General features: G+C 69.2%; 20 protein-coding genes. 6 read left to right on the top strand and 14 right to left on the bottom strand.

The features are described from left to right. Nucleotides 1-55 precede the first annotated feature (55 nt). Nucleotides 56-1,078: a BMP family protein gene (locus ACWDUD_RS07755; protein WP_450108937.1), complete on the top strand. Its 1,023-nt coding sequence runs from the start codon at nt 56-58 to the stop codon at nt 1,076-1,078. Between the two features lie 72 nt (nt 1,079-1,150). Here ACWDUD_RS07755 and ACWDUD_RS07760 read toward each other — a convergent pair whose 3' ends face one another. The 7 genes from ACWDUD_RS07760 to ACWDUD_RS07790 all read right to left on the bottom strand — a co-directional run bounded on the left by ACWDUD_RS07760 (nt 1,151) and on the right by ACWDUD_RS07790 (nt 8,972). Beyond that, on the bottom strand, nt 1,151-1,909 hold the full coding sequence (locus ACWDUD_RS07760; protein WP_450108938.1) for an SRPBCC family protein: 759 nt from the start codon (nt 1,907-1,909) through the stop codon (nt 1,151-1,153). Between the two features lie 18 nt (nt 1,910-1,927). Next, nucleotides 1,928-2,782 (bottom strand): FAD binding domain-containing protein, encoded by an 855-nt coding sequence (locus ACWDUD_RS07765; protein WP_450108939.1) that lies wholly within the window; start codon nt 2,780-2,782, stop codon nt 1,928-1,930. Beyond that, on the bottom strand, nt 2,779-5,175 hold the full coding sequence (locus tag ACWDUD_RS07770; protein WP_450108940.1) for a xanthine dehydrogenase family protein molybdopterin-binding subunit: 2,397 nt from the start codon (nt 5,173-5,175) through the stop codon (nt 2,779-2,781). Before ACWDUD_RS07770 ends, ACWDUD_RS07765 begins: the two co-directional genes overlap by 4 nt. Then, nucleotides 5,172-5,663: a (2Fe-2S)-binding protein gene (locus tag ACWDUD_RS07775; protein ID WP_197252726.1), complete on the bottom strand. Its 492-nt coding sequence runs from the start codon at nt 5,661-5,663 to the stop codon at nt 5,172-5,174. The genes ACWDUD_RS07770 and ACWDUD_RS07775 overlap by 4 nt, the downstream gene beginning before the upstream one ends. 154 nt (nt 5,664-5,817) lie before the next feature. Then, complete coding sequence (locus tag ACWDUD_RS07780) at nt 5,818-6,960, bottom strand: XdhC family protein (RefSeq protein ID WP_450108941.1); 1,143 nt, start codon at nt 6,958-6,960, stop codon at nt 5,818-5,820. Beyond that, nucleotides 6,953-8,071: a vWA domain-containing protein gene (locus tag ACWDUD_RS07785; protein WP_248674720.1), complete on the bottom strand. Its 1,119-nt coding sequence runs from the start codon at nt 8,069-8,071 to the stop codon at nt 6,953-6,955. The genes ACWDUD_RS07780 and ACWDUD_RS07785 overlap by 8 nt, the downstream gene beginning before the upstream one ends. A gap of 7 nt (nt 8,072-8,078) precedes the next feature. Next, nucleotides 8,079-8,972 (bottom strand): AAA family ATPase, encoded by an 894-nt coding sequence (locus ACWDUD_RS07790; RefSeq protein ID WP_197252729.1) that lies wholly within the window; start codon nt 8,970-8,972, stop codon nt 8,079-8,081. Nucleotides 8,973-9,228: 256 nt separating this feature from the next. On the opposite strand from ACWDUD_RS07790, the gene ahpC reads away from it, so the two are divergent. Then, nucleotides 9,229-9,792, top strand: a complete 564-nt coding sequence (gene ahpC / locus ACWDUD_RS07795; protein ID WP_197252747.1) for an alkyl hydroperoxide reductase subunit C — start codon at nt 9,229-9,231, stop codon at nt 9,790-9,792. Nucleotides 9,793-9,936: 144 nt separating this feature from the next. Next, a complete protein-coding gene (ahpF, locus tag ACWDUD_RS07800) occupies nt 9,937-11,532 on the top strand; it encodes an alkyl hydroperoxide reductase subunit F (RefSeq protein ID WP_248674721.1) in 1,596 nt (531 codons plus the stop codon). A 77-nt stretch (nt 11,533-11,609) separates the two neighbouring features. Here ahpF and ACWDUD_RS07805 read toward each other — a convergent pair whose 3' ends face one another. From ACWDUD_RS07805 to ACWDUD_RS07835, 7 genes are all read right to left on the bottom strand, one after another. Further along, nucleotides 11,610-12,362 carry an alpha/beta fold hydrolase gene (locus ACWDUD_RS07805; protein WP_248674722.1) on the bottom strand — a complete coding sequence of 251 codons (753 nt, stop codon included), beginning with the start codon at nt 12,360-12,362 and terminating at the stop codon, nt 11,610-11,612. Further along, nucleotides 12,359-13,417, bottom strand: coding sequence for an isopenicillin N synthase family dioxygenase (locus ACWDUD_RS07810; RefSeq protein WP_450108942.1), 1,059 nt, complete (start codon nt 13,415-13,417; stop codon nt 12,359-12,361). Before ACWDUD_RS07810 ends, ACWDUD_RS07805 begins: the two co-directional genes overlap by 4 nt. Then, the gene (locus ACWDUD_RS07815; RefSeq protein ID WP_450108943.1) at nt 13,404-14,813 is read right to left on the bottom strand and encodes a uracil-xanthine permease family protein; all 1,410 of its coding nucleotides are present in this window, start codon (nt 14,811-14,813) and stop codon (nt 13,404-13,406) included. The genes ACWDUD_RS07810 and ACWDUD_RS07815 overlap by 14 nt, the downstream gene beginning before the upstream one ends. A gap of 111 nt (nt 14,814-14,924) precedes the next feature. After that, on the bottom strand, nt 14,925-15,893 hold the full coding sequence (gene alc / locus ACWDUD_RS07820; protein ID WP_450108944.1) for an allantoicase: 969 nt from the start codon (nt 15,891-15,893) through the stop codon (nt 14,925-14,927). Then, nucleotides 15,880-17,256, bottom strand: coding sequence for an allantoinase AllB (gene allB / locus ACWDUD_RS07825; RefSeq protein WP_450108945.1), 1,377 nt, complete (start codon nt 17,254-17,256; stop codon nt 15,880-15,882). Before allB ends, alc begins: the two co-directional genes overlap by 14 nt. Further along, nucleotides 17,253-18,533: a DUF6986 family protein gene (locus ACWDUD_RS07830; RefSeq protein ID WP_197252735.1), complete on the bottom strand. Its 1,281-nt coding sequence runs from the start codon at nt 18,531-18,533 to the stop codon at nt 17,253-17,255. The genes allB and ACWDUD_RS07830 overlap by 4 nt, the downstream gene beginning before the upstream one ends. A gap of 119 nt (nt 18,534-18,652) precedes the next feature. Continuing rightward, nucleotides 18,653-19,426 carry an IclR family transcriptional regulator gene (locus ACWDUD_RS07835; protein WP_450108946.1) on the bottom strand — a complete coding sequence of 258 codons (774 nt, stop codon included), beginning with the start codon at nt 19,424-19,426 and terminating at the stop codon, nt 18,653-18,655. 205 nt (nt 19,427-19,631) lie between these two features. Between ACWDUD_RS07835 and ACWDUD_RS07840 the strand changes: the two genes are divergently transcribed. From ACWDUD_RS07840 to ACWDUD_RS07850, 3 genes are all read left to right on the top strand, one after another. After that, nucleotides 19,632-20,399: a CoA transferase subunit A gene (locus ACWDUD_RS07840; RefSeq protein ID WP_197252737.1), complete on the top strand. Its 768-nt coding sequence runs from the start codon at nt 19,632-19,634 to the stop codon at nt 20,397-20,399. Next, nucleotides 20,396-21,088: a 3-oxoacid CoA-transferase subunit B gene (locus ACWDUD_RS07845; RefSeq protein ID WP_450108947.1), complete on the top strand. Its 693-nt coding sequence runs from the start codon at nt 20,396-20,398 to the stop codon at nt 21,086-21,088. The genes ACWDUD_RS07840 and ACWDUD_RS07845 overlap by 4 nt, the downstream gene beginning before the upstream one ends. Nucleotides 21,089-21,135: 47 nt before the next feature. After that, on the top strand, nt 21,136-21,455 hold a 320-nt coding region (locus tag ACWDUD_RS07850), incomplete at its 3' end, for a thiolase family protein (RefSeq protein ID WP_450108948.1).

A 21,455-nucleotide genomic window follows, 5' to 3' on the forward strand; every position in this document is an offset into this window, starting at 1 on the left:
GCCCCCGCGAAATGGCAGTACACGTAACGGGTTTCCCCGTGGTTAGGAGAGTTCTGTGAAGAAGTTGGGTACCGCCGTCGCGGCCGCGGCCGCCGTGGTCGTCACCGTCGCCGGATGTTCGAGTTCGGATTCGGGCGGCGACGCCTCCGGCGACGGCGCGATCAAGGTTGCCGTCATCACCTCCGGCCCGGTCAACGACCTGGGCTGGAACCAGGGCATGGTGGAAGGCGCACAGAAACTCGACGACGAAGGGCTCATCGATCTGACTGTGGTACAGCAGGATTCGGGTGCGACTTCCGATCAGATCGCCCAGATCGCGACCGATCTCGCCGAGGACGGCAACCAGCTCATCGTCGGCCACTCCTTCAACTACGGCGAACCGATCAAGAACATCCTCGCCGACTACCCCGATGTGCTGTTCGCCTACGCCGGTGGGTTCGGTGACATCACCGAGAACATGGCCGACTACAGCCAGCCGTTCTACGAGGCCTCGTTCCTGACCGGCATCCTCGCCGGATCGCTGACCGAGACCGGAATCCTCGCCGGTACAGCGGGATTCGAGATTCCCGTGTGCAAGGCGCAGATCGAGTCGTTCGCGGACGGCGCGAAGCTCACCTACAAGGGTCCGGGTGAGATCACCCTGAAGCCGGCCTACATCGGCGGGTGGTCCGACGCGGCCGCGCAGACGCTCGAGGCCGTCAACGCCCTCGTCGACCAGGGTGCCGACCAGTTCACCAGCTGCGGTGTCGACGCCGCGACCGTCGAGGGCGCCGAGCAGCGCGGCGTCCAGGTCGTCGGATACGCCATGGACCAGACGCCCCTCGCGCCCGACAACGTCGTCTCGTCGATCGTGTGGAACCTCGACGAGGTGCTGCGCACCATGGTCGCCGACGTCGAGGCCGGCAACGTGAATCCGGCCAGGTACTACGACGTGAGCTTCGCGGAGGGTGGTATCGACGTCGTGATCAACCCGGCGTTCGCCGACAAGATCTCGCCCGAGGCGATGGCGCTGTTCGAGGAGTACCGGGAGAAGATCATGTCCGGTGAGTACGTCGTCGAATACAAGGGCGGGGACTGACCCGACGGTGATCGTCGAGGTATGAACGAACCGGCGGTCCGGCCGCCACCGGGCAGGTGGCGGCCGGACGCGTCAGTCGCGGGAGCCGAGCAGGCGCCGCAGCACCAGGAGGACGATCACCAGCAGCGCGGCCGCGCCCACGGCGGGTCCGATGCGTTTGATCGCCGAGCCCCGCGCGTACTGCATGAGGTCGAGCGGTTCGGCCTCGGCAACCGGCGCCACCGGGGCCTGGGTGGCCGCGGGTGCGGGTGCGGCGGCCTCGGGCGTCGCCACCGGTGCCGCGGCCTCGGAAGCGGCGGCCTCGGCGGTAGCGGCCGCGGCGGCGGTGCTCCCCGGCACAGCTGCCTCGGGTGCGGCGGCCTCGGTTGCAGGAGCCGGCTCCTCGGCGGCCGGGCCGAGCTTCTTCGACAGGCACTCTGCGAACTGCTCGATGATCTTGCCGCCGACGTCGGAGATCATGCCGCGCCCGAACTGGGCCGGCTTGCCGGTGATGGACAGATCCGTGTTCACGGTGCCGTCGGTGTTCTCGCCGTTCTCGGTGAGGGTGATGGTGATGGTCGCGTCCACCGTGCCGTTTCCGCGGGAGTCCTTGGCCTTGGCCAGCAGAACGACCTTCCGCGCGGCCTCGTCCTTCTCCACGAACTCGCCGGTGCCCTTGTAGGTCAGGGCGACGGGCCCGATCTTCACCTTCACGGTGCCGGTGAAGGTGTCACCGTCGACGCCGGTGAGGGTCGCGCCCGGCATGCACGGCGCGACCTTCTCCGGATCGAGCACCGCCGACCACACCTCGTCGATCGGGGCGGGCACGGATAGTTGATGTTCCAGTTGCATGGTCGATCCCCTCAGATGTCAGAGCCCGGCTGCCGTCGTCACGGCTCGGCGCGTGAGGACCCGGGCGAGATGCGTGCGGTACTCGACGTCCGCGTTGCCGTCACCGATGGGACTGGTGCCCTCGGCGGCGCGCTCGGCGGCCTCCCGGATCGTATCCGCGTTCGCCGGCCGACCGGTGAGTAGCTCTTCGACTCCGCGCGCCCGGACCGGTACCGACGCCATGTTCGTCAACGCGACCCGCGCCTGCGCGATCGTGCCGTTCTCGACGGCGACGGTCGCCGCGACACCGACGATCGACCACGCGTGCGCGACCCGGTTGAACTTCTCGTAGTGCGCGGCCCATCCCGTGTGCTTCGGGATCCGGATCTCGGCGAGGATCTCGTCGGCGCCGAGCGCGGTGGTGAAGTAGTCCTCGAAGAAGTCGGCGGCCGGGATGCTGCGCCGCCCGGACGGTCCGACGGCGACGAACGTGCCGTCCAGTGCCAGTACCGGCGCGCCCATGTCCCCGGCCGGATCGGCATGCGCGAGAGCGCCACCCAGCGTGCCGCGATGCCGGATCTGCGGATCGGCGACCGTGCTCGCGGCTTCGGCGAGCAGGCGGGCGTGCTCACGGACCAACGGGTCGTGCGTCACGTCGTGATGGGTGGTCATCGCACCGATCACCAGTTCGTCGCCGTCCTCGCGCACCCCGCTCAACTCGGGGACACGACCGATGTCGACGAGCACCGTCGGCGCGGCCATCCGCAGCCGCAGCACCGGCATCAGGCTCTGGCCACCGGCGATGACCTTCGCATCCTCACCGGCGGAGACCAGCGCGTCGACGGCCTCGTCGAGACTCGTCGGGGCGACGTAGTCGAACGCGGACGGAATCATCGGGCCCCTCCCTGAGCGGATTCGATCGCGTGCCACACCCGCATCGGCGTGCACGGCATTTCGATGTCGCGGACACCGAAGTGGCGCACCGCGTCGAGCACCGAGTTGACCACCGCCGGCGTCGAGGCGATCGTGCCGGCCTCGCCGACGCCCTTGACGCCCAGCGGGTTCCCCGTCGCGGGGGTTTCGGTGCGGTCGGTGGTGAACTCCGGCAGATCCGCCGACGACGGCAGCAGGTACTCGGCGAACGATCCGCTCAACAGCGTGCCCGACTCGTCGTGCACCGCCTCCTCGTACAGTGCCTGCGCGATGCCCTGCGCGAGCCCGCCGTGCACCTGACCGTCGACGATCAGCGGATTCACCACGTGCCCGATGTCGTCGACGCACACGTACTTCCGGATATTCACCCAGCCGGTCTCGGTGTCGACCTCGACCGCGCACAGATGCGTGCCGTGGGGATACGAGAAGTTGTCCGGGTCGTAGGTGGCCTCCGAATCCAGGTTCGGTTCGATCCCGTCGGGCAGGTTGTGCGCGGCGAACACCGCCAGCGCCACGTCGGTCAACGCGACCGCCTTCTGCGTGCCCGCCACCAGGAACCGGCCGGCGGTGAATTCGAGGTCCTCCTCGGCACATTCGAGCAGGTGCGCGGCGATGGGCCGGGCCTTGGCGACGACCTTCTCGGCGGCCGCGACGATCGCGATACCGCCCACCGCCAGCGACCGCGACCCGTAGGTGTCCAGGCCGCGCGGCGACGTCTGGGTGTCGCCGTGCAGCACCTCGATGTCCTCGAACGGGATGCCGAGCCGGTCCGCGACGATCTGAGAGAACGCCGTCTCGTGGCCCTGACCGTGCGCGGACGCCCCGGTGACCACCTCGACCTTGCCGGTCGGCAGCATCCGGATCGACGCGTGCTCCCAGCCGCCCGCACCGTAGGCGAGGGACCCGAGCACCCGCGACGGTGCGAGCCCGCACATCTCGGTGAACGTCGACACCCCGATCCCGAGCTGCACCGGATCGTTGCGTTCGCGCCGCTCCGCCTGTTCGCGCCGCAACCCGTCGTAGTCGAACAACTCCTTCGCCCGGGCGGTCGCGGCCTCGTAGTTCCCCGAGTCGTACGTCAAACCGGCGATCGTCGCGAACGGGAACTCCTCGTGGCGGATCCAGTTCTTCTCGCGCAGCTCGAGCGGATCCATGGACAGTTCGGCGGCCAGCTCGTCCATCATCCGTTCGATCGCGAAGGTCGCCTCCGGCCGGCCCGCACCGCGATAGGCGTCGGTCGGCACCTTGTTGGTGAACACGTTGGTGCACGAGAAGTGGTACGCGCCGAACTTGTAGATTCCGTTGAACATGAACGCGCCCAGGATCGGCACACCCGAGGTCACCAGGCGCAGGTAGGCGCCCATGTCGGCGAGCAGTTCCACCTTCAGCCCGGTGACGGTGCCGTCGCGGCGCGCGGCGAGGGTGAGCTTCTGGATCTGGTCGCGACCGTGATGCGCGGCCGCCATCGACTCGCTGCGCGTCTCGGTGTACTTGGCGGGCTTGCCGAGCCGTCGCGCCACCAGCAGGGTCACGACCTCCTCCGGGGTGACCTGCAGCTTGCCGCCGAACCCGCCGCCGACGTCCGGTGCGATCACCCGCAGCTTGTGTTCGGGGATGCCCAGACTCATCGCGAGCATCAGCTTGAGCACGTGCGGCACCTGGGTCGCCGACCACATGGTGATCTGCGGGCCCGTCGGATCCACCACCGTCGAGCGCGGTTCCATGAACGCGGGGATGAGCCGTTGCTGCCGGAAGGTGCGCTCGACGACGACCTCGGCGTCGCGGATCGCGTCCTCCACGTTGCCGCCGGTGCCGGCCTCGGCCGAATCGAAGATCCACGTGGCACTGACGTTCGTGCCCAGATCCGGATGCACGAGGTCGCTGCCCTCGCGCGCGGCCGCAGCCAGATCGAGCACCACGGGCAGTTCGTCGTAGTCGACGTCGATGCCCTCGAGCGCGTCGTGCGCCTCGTACGCGCTGCGCGCGGCGACCACCGCGACCGCTTCACCCGCGAAGTTCACCGTGTCCACCGCCAGTGCCGGTGCGGGGGGCGCCTTCATGTCCGGGGTGATCTGCCAGGCGCACGGCAGGCTGCCCTGTTCCTCGGCCAGGTCGGCGCCGGTGTAGACGGCGATCACGCCGGGCATCTTCCGGGCCTCGGTGACGTCGATGTTGGTGATGCGGGCGTGTGCGAGCGGGCTGCGCAGAATCGCCAGGTGCACCATGCCGGGCAGCACCAGGTTGTCGGTCCACTTGGTGCGGCCGGTGAGCAGGTGCTCGTCCTCCTTGCGGACCCGGGCCTTGCCGATCTCCGGTTCCGGAGTGGTGGTGCCGGCGTCGACGGTGCTGGTCATCGGGCGCCTCCCGTGGTCGCGTCGGCCTCACGCAGGCGCCGCGCGGCGTCCTGCGCGGCGGCGACGATGTTCTGATATCCCGTGCAGCGGCACAGGTTTCCCTCGAGCCCGAGCCGGACCTGCCGGTCGTCGGGGTCCGGGTTCTCGCTGAGCAGGTCGAGTGTCGACATGATCATGCCGGGCGTGCAGTAGCCGCACTGCAGGGCGTGGTTGTCGTGGAACGCCTGCTGCACGGGGTGCAGCGCGCCGTCGGTCGCGAGACCTTCGACGGTGGTGACCTCGGCGCCGTCGGCCTGCACCGCCAGCACCGAGCAGGATTTGACGCTGCGGCCGTTCAGGTGAACGGTGCACGCGCCGCAGTTGCTGGTGTCGCAACCGACGACCGTGCCGACCTTGCCGAGGCGGTCGCGGAGATAGTGGACGAGCAACAGACGCGGTTCGACATCGTCCGTGTAGCTGGTGCCGTCGACGGTGACAGTTATGCGCATCGAGCCTCCCGTGCCGTGCATCCGAATCCGGATGACTTCAGATGACTGACACTGTGCCCTCCGAGGGCTGTCCGAACGGCCGGAATCGCAGAAACGGCAGTTGTCTTTCCGACGGTTCTGCCCGTTTCCGACGGTTCCTCCGCGCGGCGGATCCTCAGTCGTGGTGGCCGACCGGCGCGCCCTCGTGACCGTGGATCGGGCCTTCGGTCCGGGTGAGGCGTTCTCCGCGGCCTCCCCACCGCAACGCGATGATCTCCGCGGCGATGGACACCGCCGTCTCTTCGGGGGTGCGGGCCCCCAGATCGAGGCCGATCGGCGACGAGAGACGAGCGATTTCGTCGTCGCCGACCCCCGCCTCCCGCAGCCGGGCGAGCCGGTCGTCGTGGGTGCGCCGCGACCCCATCGCCCCGACGTACGCCAGGTCCATGCGCAACGCGACCTCGAGCAGCGGCACGTCGAACTTCGGATCGTGGGTGAGCACCGCGACGACCGTGCGGCTGTCGACCCGTCCGGCCTCGGCTTCGGCGGCGAGATAGCGGTGCGGCCAGTCCACGACCACCTCGTCGGCGGCGGGGAAGCGGGCGGTGGTCGCGAACACGCCGCGGGCGTCGCACACCGTCACCCGGTATCCGAGGAACGACCCGAGCTTCGCCATCGCCGCGGCGAAGTCGATCGCGCCGAACACCAGCATCCGCGGGGGCGGCTGGAAGACGTTGACGAACACCGACATTCCCTCACCGCGACGTTGCCCGTCCGGTCCGTAGTGCAGCGTGCCGGAGCGGCCGACGTCGAGCAGGCCGCGGGCGTCGTCGGTGACGGCCTCGTTCATGCGGTCGGATCCGAGCTCTCCGTCCGCGCGGTCCGGCCACACGACCAGGCGGCGGCCGACGGTCGCGGCGTCGGGATGCTCGGTGACGGTTGCGACGGCGACCGGTTCCCCCGCACGCACCGAGTCCACGAGCGCGGGGAACGCGGGGAAGCTCGGTTCGTCGATGCGTTCGACGAACACGTCGATGATGCCGCCGCAGGTCAGCCCGACGGAGAACGCGTCGTCGTCGGACACCCCGTACCGCTGCAGCACCGGGACACCGTCGCCGATGACGTCCTGTGCCAGTTCGTACACGGCTCCCTCGACGCACCCGCCGGACACGCTGCCGGTGACGGTGCCGTCCGCGGCCACCAGCATCGACGCTCCCGGCCCGCGCGGCGCCGACCGGAACGTCGACACCACGGTGCCGAGCGCCACCGGCTCCCCGTCCCGGTAGCGGCGGTCGAGCTCGTCGAGAACCTCACGCACGGTGAACCTCCTCCAGCAGTGCCTGCAGCGTGGCCAGGCTGTGGCCCGCGAGCAGACGGTCGATGTGGGGCAGCGCCGCCGAGATGCCCGACTGCACGGGCTGATAGCCGTCGACGCCTGCATGCGGATTAACCCACAGTACGGCGTGGGCGAGGCGCCGCAGCTGCGCCATCTGTTCGGCCAGCAGCGACGGGTCGCCGCGCTCCCAGCCGTCCGAGAACACCACGACGACGGCGCCGCGCGCCAGACCGCGCCGGCCCCACCGGTCCAGGAATGCGCGCAGCGTTTCGCCGAGCCGGGTGCCGCCGGCCCAGTCGGGGACGGCGCGACCGGCCCCGGCGAGGGCGATCTCGGGGTCGCGTGCCCGCAGCGCGCGCGAGAGTCGCGTGAGCCGGGTGCCGAGGGAGAACACCTCGGTGCCGGACGGGTTCGCGCGGGTGACGACGTGCGCGAACCGCAGCAGCGCATCGGCGTACGGGCTCATCGATCCGGACACGTCGACGAGCAGGACGACGCGGCGCGGGCGGGTGGCCTTGCGGTGGTGGCTCGGCCGCACCGGTTCCCCGCCGGCGGAGAGCATCGCCCGGAGGGTGCGGCGCGGATCGACGGGTCCGCGCCGCGACGGGCGTACCCGCAGTGCCGCGCGCATCGGCGGCCGCGGACGCAGCGTGGCGATGAGCTCGTCGAGGTGAGCCCGTTCGGCGGGGGTGAGTTCGGCGATGTCGCGGTGCCGCAGCACCTCGGTCTCGTCGGCGGCGACCTGCAGGTCGGGTGCGGCTTCGTCCGAGCCCGCGGTCGCGGCTTCGGCGAGGGCGGCGATGTGCGAGAGCTTCGGTTGCGGTTCCGCCGTCACTGCGGGATGGGTGGGAACCGTTCCACCGAACCAGCTTTCGAAGGCCAGGTCGTAGCGGGCGAGGTCGTCGGGGTTGTGGCACAGGGTCGCGCGGCCCGCCCAGTACAGGTGGCCGGGGTCGGCGAGATCGAGTTCGGTCACGGCTGTGACGAACGCGGCGGTGGCGTCCGGTGCGACGGGCAGGCCCGCCGCGGCGAGCGCGCGGGTGAATCCGATGAGCCCGACGAGAGCACCGCCGGAGGGTGATGCGGTGTGCACGGCCCGGTCACCCCGCTACCAGCCGGTCCAGACCGGCGCGGGCGACGCGCGCGAGGTCCTCCCGGTACTTGAGCACGGCGCCGAGCGTCGCCGACGCGGTCGCCGCGTCCAGCACGGTGCGGTCGAGTTCGAGCAGGGCCCGCGCCCAGTCGAGGGTTTCGGCGACGCCCGGCGGTTTGAGCAGTTCCATCTCGCGCAGGACGTGCACAGCGCGGGTGACCTGCCGGGCGAGGGTCTCGTCGATGCCCGGGAGGCGCCGGCGCAGGATCGCGACCTCGCGTTCCAGGTCCGGGTGGTCGACCCACAGGTACAGGCAGCGTCGTTTCAGGGCGTCGTGGACCTCGCGGGTCCGGTTGGACGTGAGCACCACGAGAGGGGGCACGGCCGCGCGGATCTCGCCGAGTTCGGGGATCGTGACGGCGTTCTCGTCGAGCAGCTGCAGCAGGAACGCCTCGAACTCGTCGTCGGCGCGGTCGATCTCGTCGACGAGGAGCACGCACGGGGATTCGGTGAGGGCCCGCAGCAGCGGTCGGGTGAGCAGGAACCGTTCGGTGTAGAGCGAGCGTTCCGCGGCGTCCGGGTCGAGGGTGCCGGCCGACGCCGCCTCGAGGGTGCGCAGGTGCAGGAGCTGGCGCGGGAAGTCCCAGTCGTAGAGGGCCTGCGCGGCGTCGATGCCTTCGTGGCACTGCAGCCGGACCAGGGGCAGGTCGAGCGCTTCGGCGAGCGCGACGGCGAGGGACGTCTTGCCGGTGCCGGGTTCACCCTCGCAGAACAGCGGCCGACCCATCCGCAGCGCGAGGTACGCCGAGACGGCGAGCCCCTCGTCGGCGAGGTAGCCGGTGCTGTCCAGCTGCCGTGCGAGGTCCTCGGGGGAGGCGACTTTCTCTGCCGGTGCGCGCATGTCGCGAGCCTAGGTGCGGCTCCGCCGCCGGTGTGCCTTTCTGGCGTCCCCAGCCGCCAGAAAGGCACACGAGCGGCGCAGCCGCACTTTGTGTGTTCTGTCACATCGGATAAATCGGACAATGCTCCTACCTGCGGTGATGCCTTGTTGATAGCCATTCTTTATCGAACTTCTAAGAACAATCGATTGGCACAATCAATAGGTGGACGTTAACGTCGATAACCGTCAACCCCATCGAGACCGAGTGAGGCTCTACATGTCGCTGATCAACAAGCAGATCAAGCCCTTCAAGGCGGAGGCCTTCAAGGACGGTGCCTTCGTGACCGTGTCCGACGAGGACATCAAGGGCAAGTGGGCGATCTTCTTCTTCTACCCCGCCGACTTCACGTTCGTCTGCCCGACCGAGCTCGGTGACCTGGCGGATCACTACGAGGAGCTGCAGGGTCTCGGCGTCGAGGTCTTCTCCGTTTCCACCGACACGCACTTCACGCACAAGGCGTGGCACAGCTCGTCCGAGACCATCGGCAAGATCAAGTACGCGATGATCGGCGACCCGACCCTGCAGATCAGCACCGACTTCGAGGTCCTCCGCGAGAACCAGGGCCTGGCCGACCGCGGCACCTTCCTGGTCGACCCGGACGGCGTCGTCCAGTTCACCGAGGTCACCGCCGAGGGCATCGGCCGCAACGCTGCCGAGCTCGTCCGCAAGGTCAAGGCTGCGCAGTACGTCCGCAACCACCCGGGCGAGGTCTGCCCGGCCAAGTGGGAAGAGGGCGACGCCACCCTCGCCCCGTCGCTGGAGCTCGTCGGCAAGATCTGATTTCCCGACGGAATCCGTTCCGGTGGCGCGGGCCTCGTCCCGCGCCACCGGGCGCCGTCCGGATCTCCTCGGCTCGAGCTGAGAAGTTCGCCGACTCCCCATTCCCTACCGGTCACAGTTCTTCCACTTCTGGAGTTGATCCTCATGCTCGATGCCTCCCTCGCCGCCCAGCTCAAGTCGCTCCTCGAAAAGGTCACCCAGCCGATCGAGCTCGTGTCGTCCCTCGACGACCGGCCGAAGTCGAAGGAACTCGCCGACCTCCTCGACCAGATCGCCGGCATGTCCGACCTGGTCACCCACGTGCGCGACGGTGAAGCCACCCGTCGCCCCTCATTCCTGATCCGCCGGGTCGGCACCGACATCGAGGTCGAGTTCGCCGGTATCCCGCTCGGCCACGAGTTCACCTCCCTCGTGCTCGCCCTGCTGCAGGTCGGCGGCCACCCCTCGAAGGAAGCCGCGGAACTGCTCGAGCAGGTTCGCGATCTCGACGGCGACTACCACTTCGAGACCTACTTCTCGCTGTCGTGCCAGAACTGCCCCGACGTGGTGCAGGCACTCAACACCATGTGCGTGATCAACCCGCGCATCAAGCACACCGCGATCGAAGGCTCCCTCTTCCAGGACGAGGTCGACGCCCGTCAGGTCATGGCCGTTCCCACCGTCTTCCTCAACGGTGAACTGTTCGGCTCCGGACGCATGAACCTCGAGCAGATCGTCGGCAAGCTCGACAGCGGATCCGCCGAGCGCACCGCCGCCGCGATCAGCGAGAAGGACCCCTTCGACGTCCTCGTCGTCGGTGGTGGCCCGGCCGGTGCGACCGCCGCGATCTACGCCTCCCGCAAGGGAATCCGCACCGGCGTTCTTGCCGAGCGGTTCGGCGGCCAGGTGCTCGACACCATGGCCATCGAGAACTTCTCGTCGGTCCCCTACACCGAGGGCCCGAAGTTCGCCGCCGAGCTCGAGAACCACGTGCGCCAGTACGACGTCGACATCATGAACGTGCAGAAGGCCGCGAAGCTGACGCCCGCCGCCACCGAGGGCGGTCTGGTCGAGGTCGAACTCGAGAACGGCGCCCGGTTGCTCTCGCGCAGCGTCGTTCTCGCGACCGGCGCCCGCTGGCGCGCGATGAACGTGCCCGGCGAGCAGGAGTACCGCAACAAGGGCGTCACCTACTGCCCGCACTGCGACGGCCCGCTGTTCAAGGGCAAGCGCGTCGCGGTGATCGGCGGCGGCAACTCCGGCGTCGAAGCGGCCATCGACCTCGCCGGCGTCGTCGCCCACGTGACGCTCATCGAGTTCGACTCGGTGCTGCGCGCCGACGAGGTGCTGCAGCGCAAGCTCCGCAGCCTGCCCAACGTCGATATCGTCACCAGCGCGCTGACCACCGAGGTTCTCGGCGACGGTTCCAAGGTCACCGGCCTGGTCTACACCGACCGCACCACCGACGAGTCGAAGACCGTCGACCTGGACGGCGTGTTCGTGCAGATCGGCCTGCTGCCCAACACCGACTGGCTCTCCGGCACCGTCGATCTCAGCCCGCGCGGCGAGATCGTCGTCGACGCCCACGGCCGCACCTCGGTGCCGGGCGTGTTCGCCGCCGGTGACTGCACGACCGTCCCGTTCAAGCAGATCATCGTCGCCGCCGGGGCGGGTGCGACCGCCGCGCTCAGCGCGTTCGACCACCTGATCCGCACGAGCTCCCCGGCCGAGGCCGAAGAGACCGTCGCGGCGACCGTCTGACGGTAACCAGCACAGACCCACAGTGGCCGTTGCCCTCACGGGGTGGCGGCCACTGTGCTGTCCGGCAAGCGATCTCGCTACAGAGCCGCCCCGGTCTCGGCGGCCACCCGGGTGGCGAACTCGGCGAGCACCGACGCGAGCTCGTCGCGCGCCGACAACTGCGGCGCATGATCGCTGTCCAGCGTGACGACCCGCGCGCCCGGCACCAGCCGCTGCATCTCGCGTTGCGTCACGATCGGCACCGAACGGTCCAGTGTCGCTTCGACATACAGGCGTGGAACGGACCCGAAGCGCTCGGGGGTCCACGTCGGGGCCATGAGCCGCGCCGTCTCGAGTTGCGGCACGAGGCGGCGCGCGGCGCCGATCGCATCGGCGACCGCGGCCTCGTGAAAGAACACCGCCGCGCCCGCTTCCGGCGGCACCACCGTGCCGCGACCGTCCGCGGTCGGCTGCAGCCATGCCGAGATCCCGACCGGTGGTACGAGATCGAGACTGTCGCACAGCATCCCGAAGTCCATGCCGGAGGGCAGCATCATGCCCGCGACGTAGGCGACGCCCGCGACCCTTTCGGGCAGCATCTCGGCGACCTGGGTGACGACGATGCCGCCACCGGAATGCCCGACGAGCACGACCGGCTCGTCGATTCCACGAACCCGGTCGGCGATGTGGGCCGCGACGTCGTCGAGCGTGACGTCGTCGTCGCCCCAGGTGCCGACGCCGGGCAGCGCGAGCGGGTGCGGAGTGTGCCCGGCTGCCCGCAGCGGCCCGAGCATCGTGTCCCACACCCACGGCCCGGCCCAGGCGCCGTGCACCAGGACGACATGGCTCACGGCGTCGCCGTGTTTCCCGCGGCGGCCAGCACGCGCGCGGCCTCGCGGACCGCGGCGGTGTTCGGCTTGCCGTGCCGGGAGCCTGCCAGCTTCGCCTTGATGTGGTCGCGGACGACGATGGGCTCGTAGGGTTCCTCGCCCTCGTCCACGAAGCCGGGGAGGGTCGCGATCACCGCGTCGACGTTGCCGTCGTGGAAGAACGCGGCCGAGCGGCGGCGCGTGATGGTGCCGTCGACGATCGGCGGCTTGACGCGGTGCAGGGTCGAGCGCCACCGGTCGTTGGTGAGACGGGCGGTGAGGTCGCCGAGGTTGATCAGGAGCGCACCGTCGCGCGGTGCCACGTCGTGCCACACCCCGTCGCTGCCGAGTACCTGCAGCCCGGCGACGTTGTCGGCCCACAGCACCGTGACGATGCCGAAGTCGGTGTGCTCGCCCATGCCGGTGAGGTCGCCGTCGAGGGTGACGGTGCCTTCCGGCAGCGCGTAGTTGTTCAGGCGCAGCACGTCGATGGAGTGGTCGGTGAGGGCGTCGAAGAAGTCCGGGGCCTGGCCGAGGGCGTCGGCGAAGATGCGGGTGAGCGTGCGCGCGACGCGGGACGCCTCCGCGAAGTACCGCTGCACGCTAGGCTCGAAACCGTCGACGTCGGGCCAGAGATTGATGCCGTAGTCGGATTCGGACAACCCCAGTCCGGGGAACGAACGGGCTTCGACACCGATGTTGTAGGCCTCGAAGAAGTCGTTCATGCGGCCGGCGGATTCGACACCGAGGCTCAGCGACAGCGATTCGCTCTTCGGCGGGCTGTATCCGCGGTTCGCTCCCTCCACCCGGTAGGCCTTCTTGTCGTCGAGCGGAAGCCCGAAGAACTCGTCCATGGCGCCGGTGAGTCCGTCGACGACGTCATCGGGAATCCCGTGCCCCACGATCTGGATGAAACCCACACTGCTGCAGGCTTCGTCGATCTGGCTGGCTACGCGGACGCGTTCGCTGTCCGGGCCCGCGGTCACGTAGGGGGAGATGTCGATGGTCGGGACCTCGAACGGGTCAGACGGTTGCATGCACGGCTCCTGGGGTGGAAGGGGTACCGGCCGAGGTGACGGGGGCCGGCGTGCCGGGCTCGGGAGCGTCGGGACCGGCGACGGCCGCGCGGGCCATGCTCCCGAGCCGAGTGTGGTTGAACAGCAGGTTGAGTCCGAACGCGGTGAGGGCGGCGAGGGTGATGCCGCTGCCGAGCAGGATCTGCGCGGAGGACGGGAACTTCTCGAACATCCCCTCGGCGAGTTCCGGCACGAGGCCCACCCCGACGGCGACCGCGGCGATCGTGGTGTTGATGCGGTCGGACAGGTCCACCCGGCGCAGGGTGTTGATCCCGACGACCGCGACGGTGGCGAACAGGATCAGGCCGACACCGCCGACCACCGGTTTCGGCAGGCCCGCCACGACCGCCCCGACCTTGGGGAGAGCGCCGAGCAGCACCAGGATCACGCCGCTGGTCGCGGTGACGTAGCGGCTGTACACGCGGGTGGTCGCGACCGCGCCGACGTTCTGGGTGAAGACGGTGTCGACGAACGCGTTGAAGATGCCACCGAGGACGGCGGACAGGCCGTCGCCGGCGAGACCACGCGCGATGTCGCCCTTGCCGACCGGCTTGCCGGTGATCTCGCTGACCGCCAGCATGCTCGCGGTGGATTCGGCGAACACGACCGCGATGACGATGCTCATGGCCACCACCGCGGTGATCGGGAACTCGGGGGCGCCGAAGTGGAACGGGGTGGGGATTCCCACCCAGGCGCTTCCGGCGACGCCGCCGAGATCGATCAGGCCCATGGGCAGCGCGATGATCGTGCCGACGACCAGCGCGATGAGCACACCGAGCTGCGACCAGATTCCGCGGCCGAGGCAGATGAAGCCGATCGCGACGGCCATGACGGCGACGGCGAGCGCGATGTGCGACGGCGACGCGTAGCTGGGGGAGGTGGGGTCGTTGCCGATGATCAGGCCACCTGCGACGCCGATCAGCGAGATGCCGACGACGGTGAGGACTGCGCCGGTGACGAGCGGCGGGAAGAACCGGATGACCTTGGCGAAGGGATAGGCCAGGGCCAGGCCGACGATGCCGCCGACGAGCATCGAGCCGTACACGGCCTGCAGTCCGTATTCGTTGGCGATGAGGATCATCGGCGTCAGGCCGGCGAAGGTCGCACCGCACACGATCGGAAGCCGCACACCGGCGAGCTTGCCGACACCGAGGCTCTGGATGATCGTGATCACGCCGGCGATCAGCAGGTCCGCGCTGATGAGCATGGCGATGGTGTCACGGTCGAGACCGACTGCGGCGCCGAACACCAGGGGCACGGTGATGCACCCGGTGTACATGATCAGGACGTGCTGGATGCCGAACGCGAGCTGCCGGACGAACGGCAACCGGGTGTCGACCGGATGTGCAGTGGCCATGCGCAACTCCAACCGGGTGGGAATCCATGTCTCTGCAGTTCTATCCCCACCCGGTTACCGCCGCGCGACCGAATGTTTCGTCCGGGTAATCGATGTCCCGATTGCGAAAATTCAGACGAGCGTGCCGTGCACCCGCAGCCGCGCGATGCCACCGTCCGGGTAGACGTCCAGCCGGACGTACCGCAACGGACGGTCCGCGTCGACCCGGAACCGGTGCCGGCAGTCCGGCAGCAACTCGACGCGCGGAACCAGCGTCACCCACGCGGACTCGTCGGAAAGCGATGCCTCGTCGGCTGTTCCGCTCAACCGTGCCCAACCGGGCGCGTTGCCGACGAAGTACGACGTGTCGATCTCGACGTGTTCGACCAGCCCTTCACCGGCCAGTCGCACGACGACGTGGTCGTTCCCGTCGTCGCGGCGGCGGGCGTTCTCCCAGCCCTCACCCATGTGCCGGGCGCGGCCGAGACCGAGGATGTTGCGCGGCGACGAGTAGAAGCGGTTCGAGCAGTCCACGACATCCCCGCCGTTCTCGAGCGCGGCGAGATCGATGGTGCCGCGCAGGAACGCCGGATCCGGTCGCGGTTCCCCGTGGATCCGCAGCCGAGCCACCCCACCGTCGGGAAAGATGTTGAGCCGCACATGGGTCCACCGCTTCTCGCTCTGCACCGGGAAACTGTTCGCGGTATCACCCTGCAACTCGACCTTGTCGAGGATCGGTTCCCACTCGGCTTCCTGCAACTGCGCCGCGTTCGGATATCCCTCGACGCAGATTCCGTCGATCGAGGCGAACGGCGGATAGTTGCCGGTGAACCACGCGGTGTCGATCACGACGCCGCGCACCACGCCGGGCACCCCGAGTCGCACGATCGCGAAGTCGTGCCCGGGTTCGCGCCGGCGTCGCGTCTCCCACCCGTCGTACACCTTGCCCTTGTGCCCGAAGTCGCTCGTGTCGTGCGCCGCGGGTTCGGGATCGACGAGATTCTCACGCTCCGCGAACAATTCGTCGTTCGCGTACATCACCGATCCGGCCAAGGCGCGTGACGCGAGATCGGGCAGTTGCAGGAAATCAGGCGAGCTCATGGGTTCCTTCCGGGGCGGGGGCACGGGTGAGCAGGCGTCCGCGCGGGGCGGGATCCTGAGCCGCGTCGAGGGTGACGGTGAGCGGGGCGCCGGACAGCCACGTCTGCCGGACCACCCCGGCCAGCGCGCGCTCAGCGTACGGTGTAACGGCATTGCGGTGGTGCAGACGCTCAGGGAACACCACGAACGCATCGTCGGGGGCGAACACGCACAGGTCGGCGGAATTGCCGACGGCGATCTCGCCGCGATCGGCGAATCCCACCAGATCCCGTGTGTTGCGACCCATCCAGCGGACCACGTCGACGAGGGTGTGCCCGCGCCGCCGTGCCTCCGACCATACGATCGGCAATCCCAGTTGCAGCGAGGAGATGCCTCCCCACGCCTCCCCGAAATCACCGCTGGTGAACTTCTTCAGTTCCGGTGTGCACGGCGAATGGTCGGACACGACGCAGTCGATCGTGCCGTCCGCCAGCCCGCGCCACAGCGCTTCCCGGTTCCCTGCCTCACGGATCGGCGGGCAGCACTTGAAATGTGTTGATCCGTCGAGGATCTCCTCGCTGAACAACGACAGGTAGTGGGGGCAGGTCTCCGCGGTGATGCGCACCCCGGCGGCTTTCGCCTCGGCCAGCAGCGGAAGGCTCCCGGCGTCGGACAGGTGCAGAATGTGCACCCGGCAACCGGTTTCGCGGGCGCCGTCGATCACCTGCGCGATCGCCCGCGACTCGGCGACGGGCGGTCGCGATTGCAGGAAGTCCGCGTACCGACGACCCGCGGCCGGGGGCTGTGCGTCGAGTGTCGGGCCGTCCTCGGCGTGGACGATGAGCAGCCCGTCGAACGAGGCGATCTCGCGCATCGCCGCGACCATCTGTTCGCGGTTCAGCGGCGGGTACTCGTCGAGACCCGAGTACGCGAGGAAGCACTTGAACCCGTACACGCCCGCGTCCCACAGCGGCCGCAGGTCGGCGAGGTTGCCGGGGACGGCGCCGCCCCAGAATCCGACGTCCACGGTGGTCTGCCCGGTTGCGGTCGCGCGCTTGACGTCCAGCGCAGCCACATCGATCGTCGAGGGAATCGAATTGAGCGGCATGTCGATCACGGTGGTGACCCCGCCGGCCGCCGCGGCCCGTGTGGCGCTGGCGAAGCCCTCCCATTCGGTGCGGCCGGGATCGTTGATGTGCACGTGCGTGTCGACGAGGCCGGGCAGCAGCGCCTCGTCGCCGGCGAGGACGACCTCGTCGGCCCCGGTGGGGAGCGGGGCGTCGTAGTCGTCGACGGCGACGATGCGGCCGTCGCGCAGCGTCACGGCGCAGGCGCGTTCGCGGTCGCCGACGACCGCGCGTCGGGCCCGGATCACGGTGGTCATCGGGTGGAGTGTCCTTTCTCTGTCCGGAAGCCCGCCAGGCGTTGCAGGTCCTCCGGGCCGGCGCCGGTGTGTTCGTGCACCTCGGCGGCGGACAGGGCACCGCAGCTCAGGCCGCGGTACACGAACGACGCCAGCGCTCGCGCGGTCGCGGGTTCGTCGAGGTAGCCGGATTCGGCGCGCCCGAGGTACGCGGCGATGCGTGCCGCGGCGGCCGGGAACGAGCGGCGGTAGAACGCGAAGGTCGCGGCGTACCGGGTCGGCAGCTGTGCCGGGTGCAGGTCCCAGCCCTGGTAGAAGCCGCGGCGCAGCGAACGGTCGACGAGCCGGGCGTGCAGCGCCCACGCGCTGCGGATCTCGTCGGCGGTGCCCACCGGGATGCGGTTGGTGGAGCCGTCCGACAGGAACACCCCGGTGCCGGCGGCCGCGACCTGCATCGTGGCTTTGGCGTGGTCGGCGACCGGATGGTCCATCGCCTGGTACTCGGCGGCGATTCCGCACGCCGCCGAGTAGTCGTAGGTACCGTAGTGCAGACCCGAGCACCGGCCGGCGGCGGCGTGGATCATCGCCGCGACCTGTGCGCTGCCGTCGGGTCCGCAGATCGCCTGGGGTGTCTCGATCTGGATCTCGAAACGCAGTGGCTTCGTAAGCGAATAGGCGGACTCCAGGTACTCGCACGCTGTCACCATCGCCGAAATCTGTTCGGGAGAAGTCACCTTCGGCAAGGTGAAGACGAATCCTTCGGGAAGTGAACCTTTCTCGGCGATCGCACCCACGAACGCGTCGAGCGTCCGGATCCCGCGGCGACGGGTCGGTGCCTCGAGGCACTTGAACCGGATACCGCTGAACGGTGTGGCCGCGGTGTTCGCTCGCAGTGCTTCTGCGGCTCGTGCGACGTGTGCGTCCTCGTCGGCGTCCCGGTCGGCGAGCGGAACTCCGGCCTGGGGGAACCCGTCCTCGAAGTCGATGCGCAGATCCTCGATCGGCTCCGCCGCGAGTTTGGCCTGTACGAGCGGCAGGACCTCATGGGCGAGTCCCGGTTCCATCCCGGTGACCGCTGCGAGATCACCGGCGTCGGTGATGTTCTCGGACAGCACCTGCCGGGCCTGCTCGCCCCACGACCGGACGGTGTCCGCGTCGTACCGGTCGGCGGGCACGTAGACGGTGTGCACCGGTTGCCGGCCGGCGGACGGGCCCGGATAGGCCGCGGCGTACGCGTCGTCGACGGGACGCAGCATCTCGTCGAGTGCCGTGTACAACCGTTCGAGCCCGTCCGCCATGCAGCCTCCAGCAGTGCGATCCACCATCGATGTAACCATTTCGACAGCAGACGGTAACGGCGACTTGTCAATCGACTGATTACCTAGCGTAACGGCCGTGTTACGTCGACGGCGGTGGCTCAGCGGCGATGGCCGCGCAGCAACTGGGTGAGGCGGTGCGCCTCGCGCAGCAGCAGCTCCCCGAGTTCCGGGCGCCGATCCTCCCGGAACCGGCTCTCCACACCGGTCACGCTCAGTGCCCATGCCGGTGAATTCCGGTGATCGAACACCGCCGCGCCCATGCCCCAGCTTCCCTCGACGAGCAGGGCCGGATTGGTCGCGTATCCGGTCAGCCGGGTCTGCTCGATGCGTTCCTCGACGGCGGCGCGGCTGTGGGCCGGTCCCCACTCCGCGGTCAGGTCGGTCCGGGACAGGTATTCGTCGATGTCGTGGTCCGGCAGGTGGGAGAGGATCACCAGCCCCGCGGAGGCGACGCCCAGCGGCAGTCGCCTGCCCGCGTACAGCACGTGCGAACGCAGCGGGAAACTGCCCTCCTCGCTCGTCAGGCACACGGTGCCGTCGCCCCGGCGCGCGGACAGGTGCGCGGTTTCGCCGGTCTCGCGCGCGATGCCGCGCAGGATCTCACCGGCGAGATCGGTGATGTCGTAGCGCTCGGCCGCGAGCGAGCCCAGCAGATACAGCTCCGGCCCCAGCGACCACCGCCCGGACTTGGGGTCGCGGTCGACGAGGCCTTCCTCGGCCAGCGACGTCAAGAGCCGATGCGCGGTGGGTCGGGCCAGCCCGGTCGCCCGGGCCAGCTCGGTCGTCGAGGACCCGTGCGGCTCGTACCCGGCGACCGCCCGCAGCAGGGCGCTCACGCGGCCGATCACCTGCGGTCTCTGCTCGGTCTCCACCCGGACAGCATACGTTCATTGAGTGAACGCGGTCGCGAGACGCGTTCCGGCGAGCGAGCAATCTCTGTACAGTTGACGGACACCCCTTGAAATGCGGGTCTTTGCCCTCTGTAGTGGGTAACGACCGATGCGAGCTCGTCCACCCAGTGAACGCATCCGAAGGGCCGGCACCACACGGCCGAGGTTTTCCGAGAGAGGTCATGCAATGGCAACGAAAGTGTTCGACACGGCCGCGGCGGCCGTCGCGGACGTAACCGACGGCGCGTCGCTCGCCGTCGGCGGATTCGGTCTGTGCGGCATCCCCGACGTCTTGATCCAGGCGCTCGTCGACTCCGGTGTCGGCGATCTCGAGGTGTTCTCCAACAACTGCGGCGTCGACGACCACGGCCTCGGTCTGCTGCTGAACGAACACCGCGTCCGCCGCGTCGTCGCCTCGTACGTGGGTGAGAACAAGGAATTCGCGCGGCAGTACCTCGCCGGTGAGCTCGAGGTCGAGCTGACCCCGCAGGGCACCCTCGCCGAGCGGCTGCGCGCCGGCGGTGCCGGTATCCCCGCCTTCTTCACCCCGGCCGGTGTCGGAACGCCCGTCTCGGACGGCGGCCTGCCCTGGCGCTACGCGTCCGACGGCTCGGTCGCGGTCGCGTCTCCGCCGAAGGAGATCCGTGTCTTCGGCGGCAAGCGGTACGTGATGGAACTCGGGATCCACGCCGACTTCGCGCTCGTGCACGCCGTCAAGGGCGACACCGCGGGCAACCTGATCTTCGACAAGACCGCGATGAACTTCAATCCACTGGCCGCCATGGCCGGGAAGATCACGATCGCCCAGGTCGAAGAGCTCGTCGAGCCCGGCGAGATCGACCCCGCGCAGGTGCACCTGCCCGGCATCTTCGTCAAGCGGATCGTCCACACCGGCCCCCAGAAGAAGCGCATCGAGAAGCGCACCGTGACGGTATCGGAAGGAGCGGCACAGTGACCGCAGGTAACGCGACCGCAGACAAGACCACCGAGAAGAAGGGCTGGACCCGCAACGAGATGGCGGCCCGCGCCGCCGCCGAGATGGTCGACGGCGAATACGTCAACCTCGGCATCGGCCTGCCCACCCTCATCCCCGGCTTCCTGCCGTCCGATGTGCACGTCACGCTGCACTCCGAGAACGGCATCCTCGGCACCGGTCCGTACCCGACCGAGGACAAGATCGACCCCGATCTGATCAACGCGGGCAAGGAGACCGTCACCGTCAACCCGGGCGCCGCGTTCTTCGATTCGGCACTGTCGTTCGGGATGATCCGCGGCGGGCACATCGACACCGCGGTGCTCGGCGGCATGCAGGTCTCCCGCCACGGCGACCTCGCCAACTGGATGGTCCCCGGCAAGATGGTCAAGGGCATGGGCGGCGCCATGGACCTGGTGCACGGCGCGAGCCGGGTCATCGTGGTCATGGAGCACACCGATCGCGACGGCAATCCGAAGGTCGTCGATACCTGCACCCTGCCGCTCACCGGGCAGGCCGTCGTCAACCGCATCATCACCGACCTGGCGGTCATCGACGTCGTCGACGGCGGCAAGCTGGTGCTGCGTGAACTCGCTCCCGGCGTCACCGTCGACGACGTGGTCGCCGCCACGGGCGCTCCGCTCGAGATCGCAGTCGGCGAACCCGTCTGATCGCCATTTCCGAAAGTTATTTCCCCACAACATAATCGGAGCCCACCATGTCTACCTCTTCAGTCATCGTTGCCGGTGCCCGTACCCCGATGGGCCGTTTGCAGGGCGCGTTGAGGGATTTCTCGGGGTCGGATCTGGGTGGGGTCGCGATCAAGGGGGCGTTGGCCAGGGCCGGGGTGGCGCCGGAGCAGGTGGAGTACGTGATCATGGGTCAGGTGCTCACCGCCGGCGCGGGGCAGATCCCGGCGCGGCAGGCCGCGGTCGCGGCGGGGATCCCGATGGATGTGCCGGCGTTGACGGTCAACAAGGTGTGTCTGTCCGGGATCGACGCGATCGCGCTGGCCGATCAGCTGATCCGGGCCGGGGA

This window comes from Rhodococcus sp. NPDC003382 (assembly GCF_053589135.1).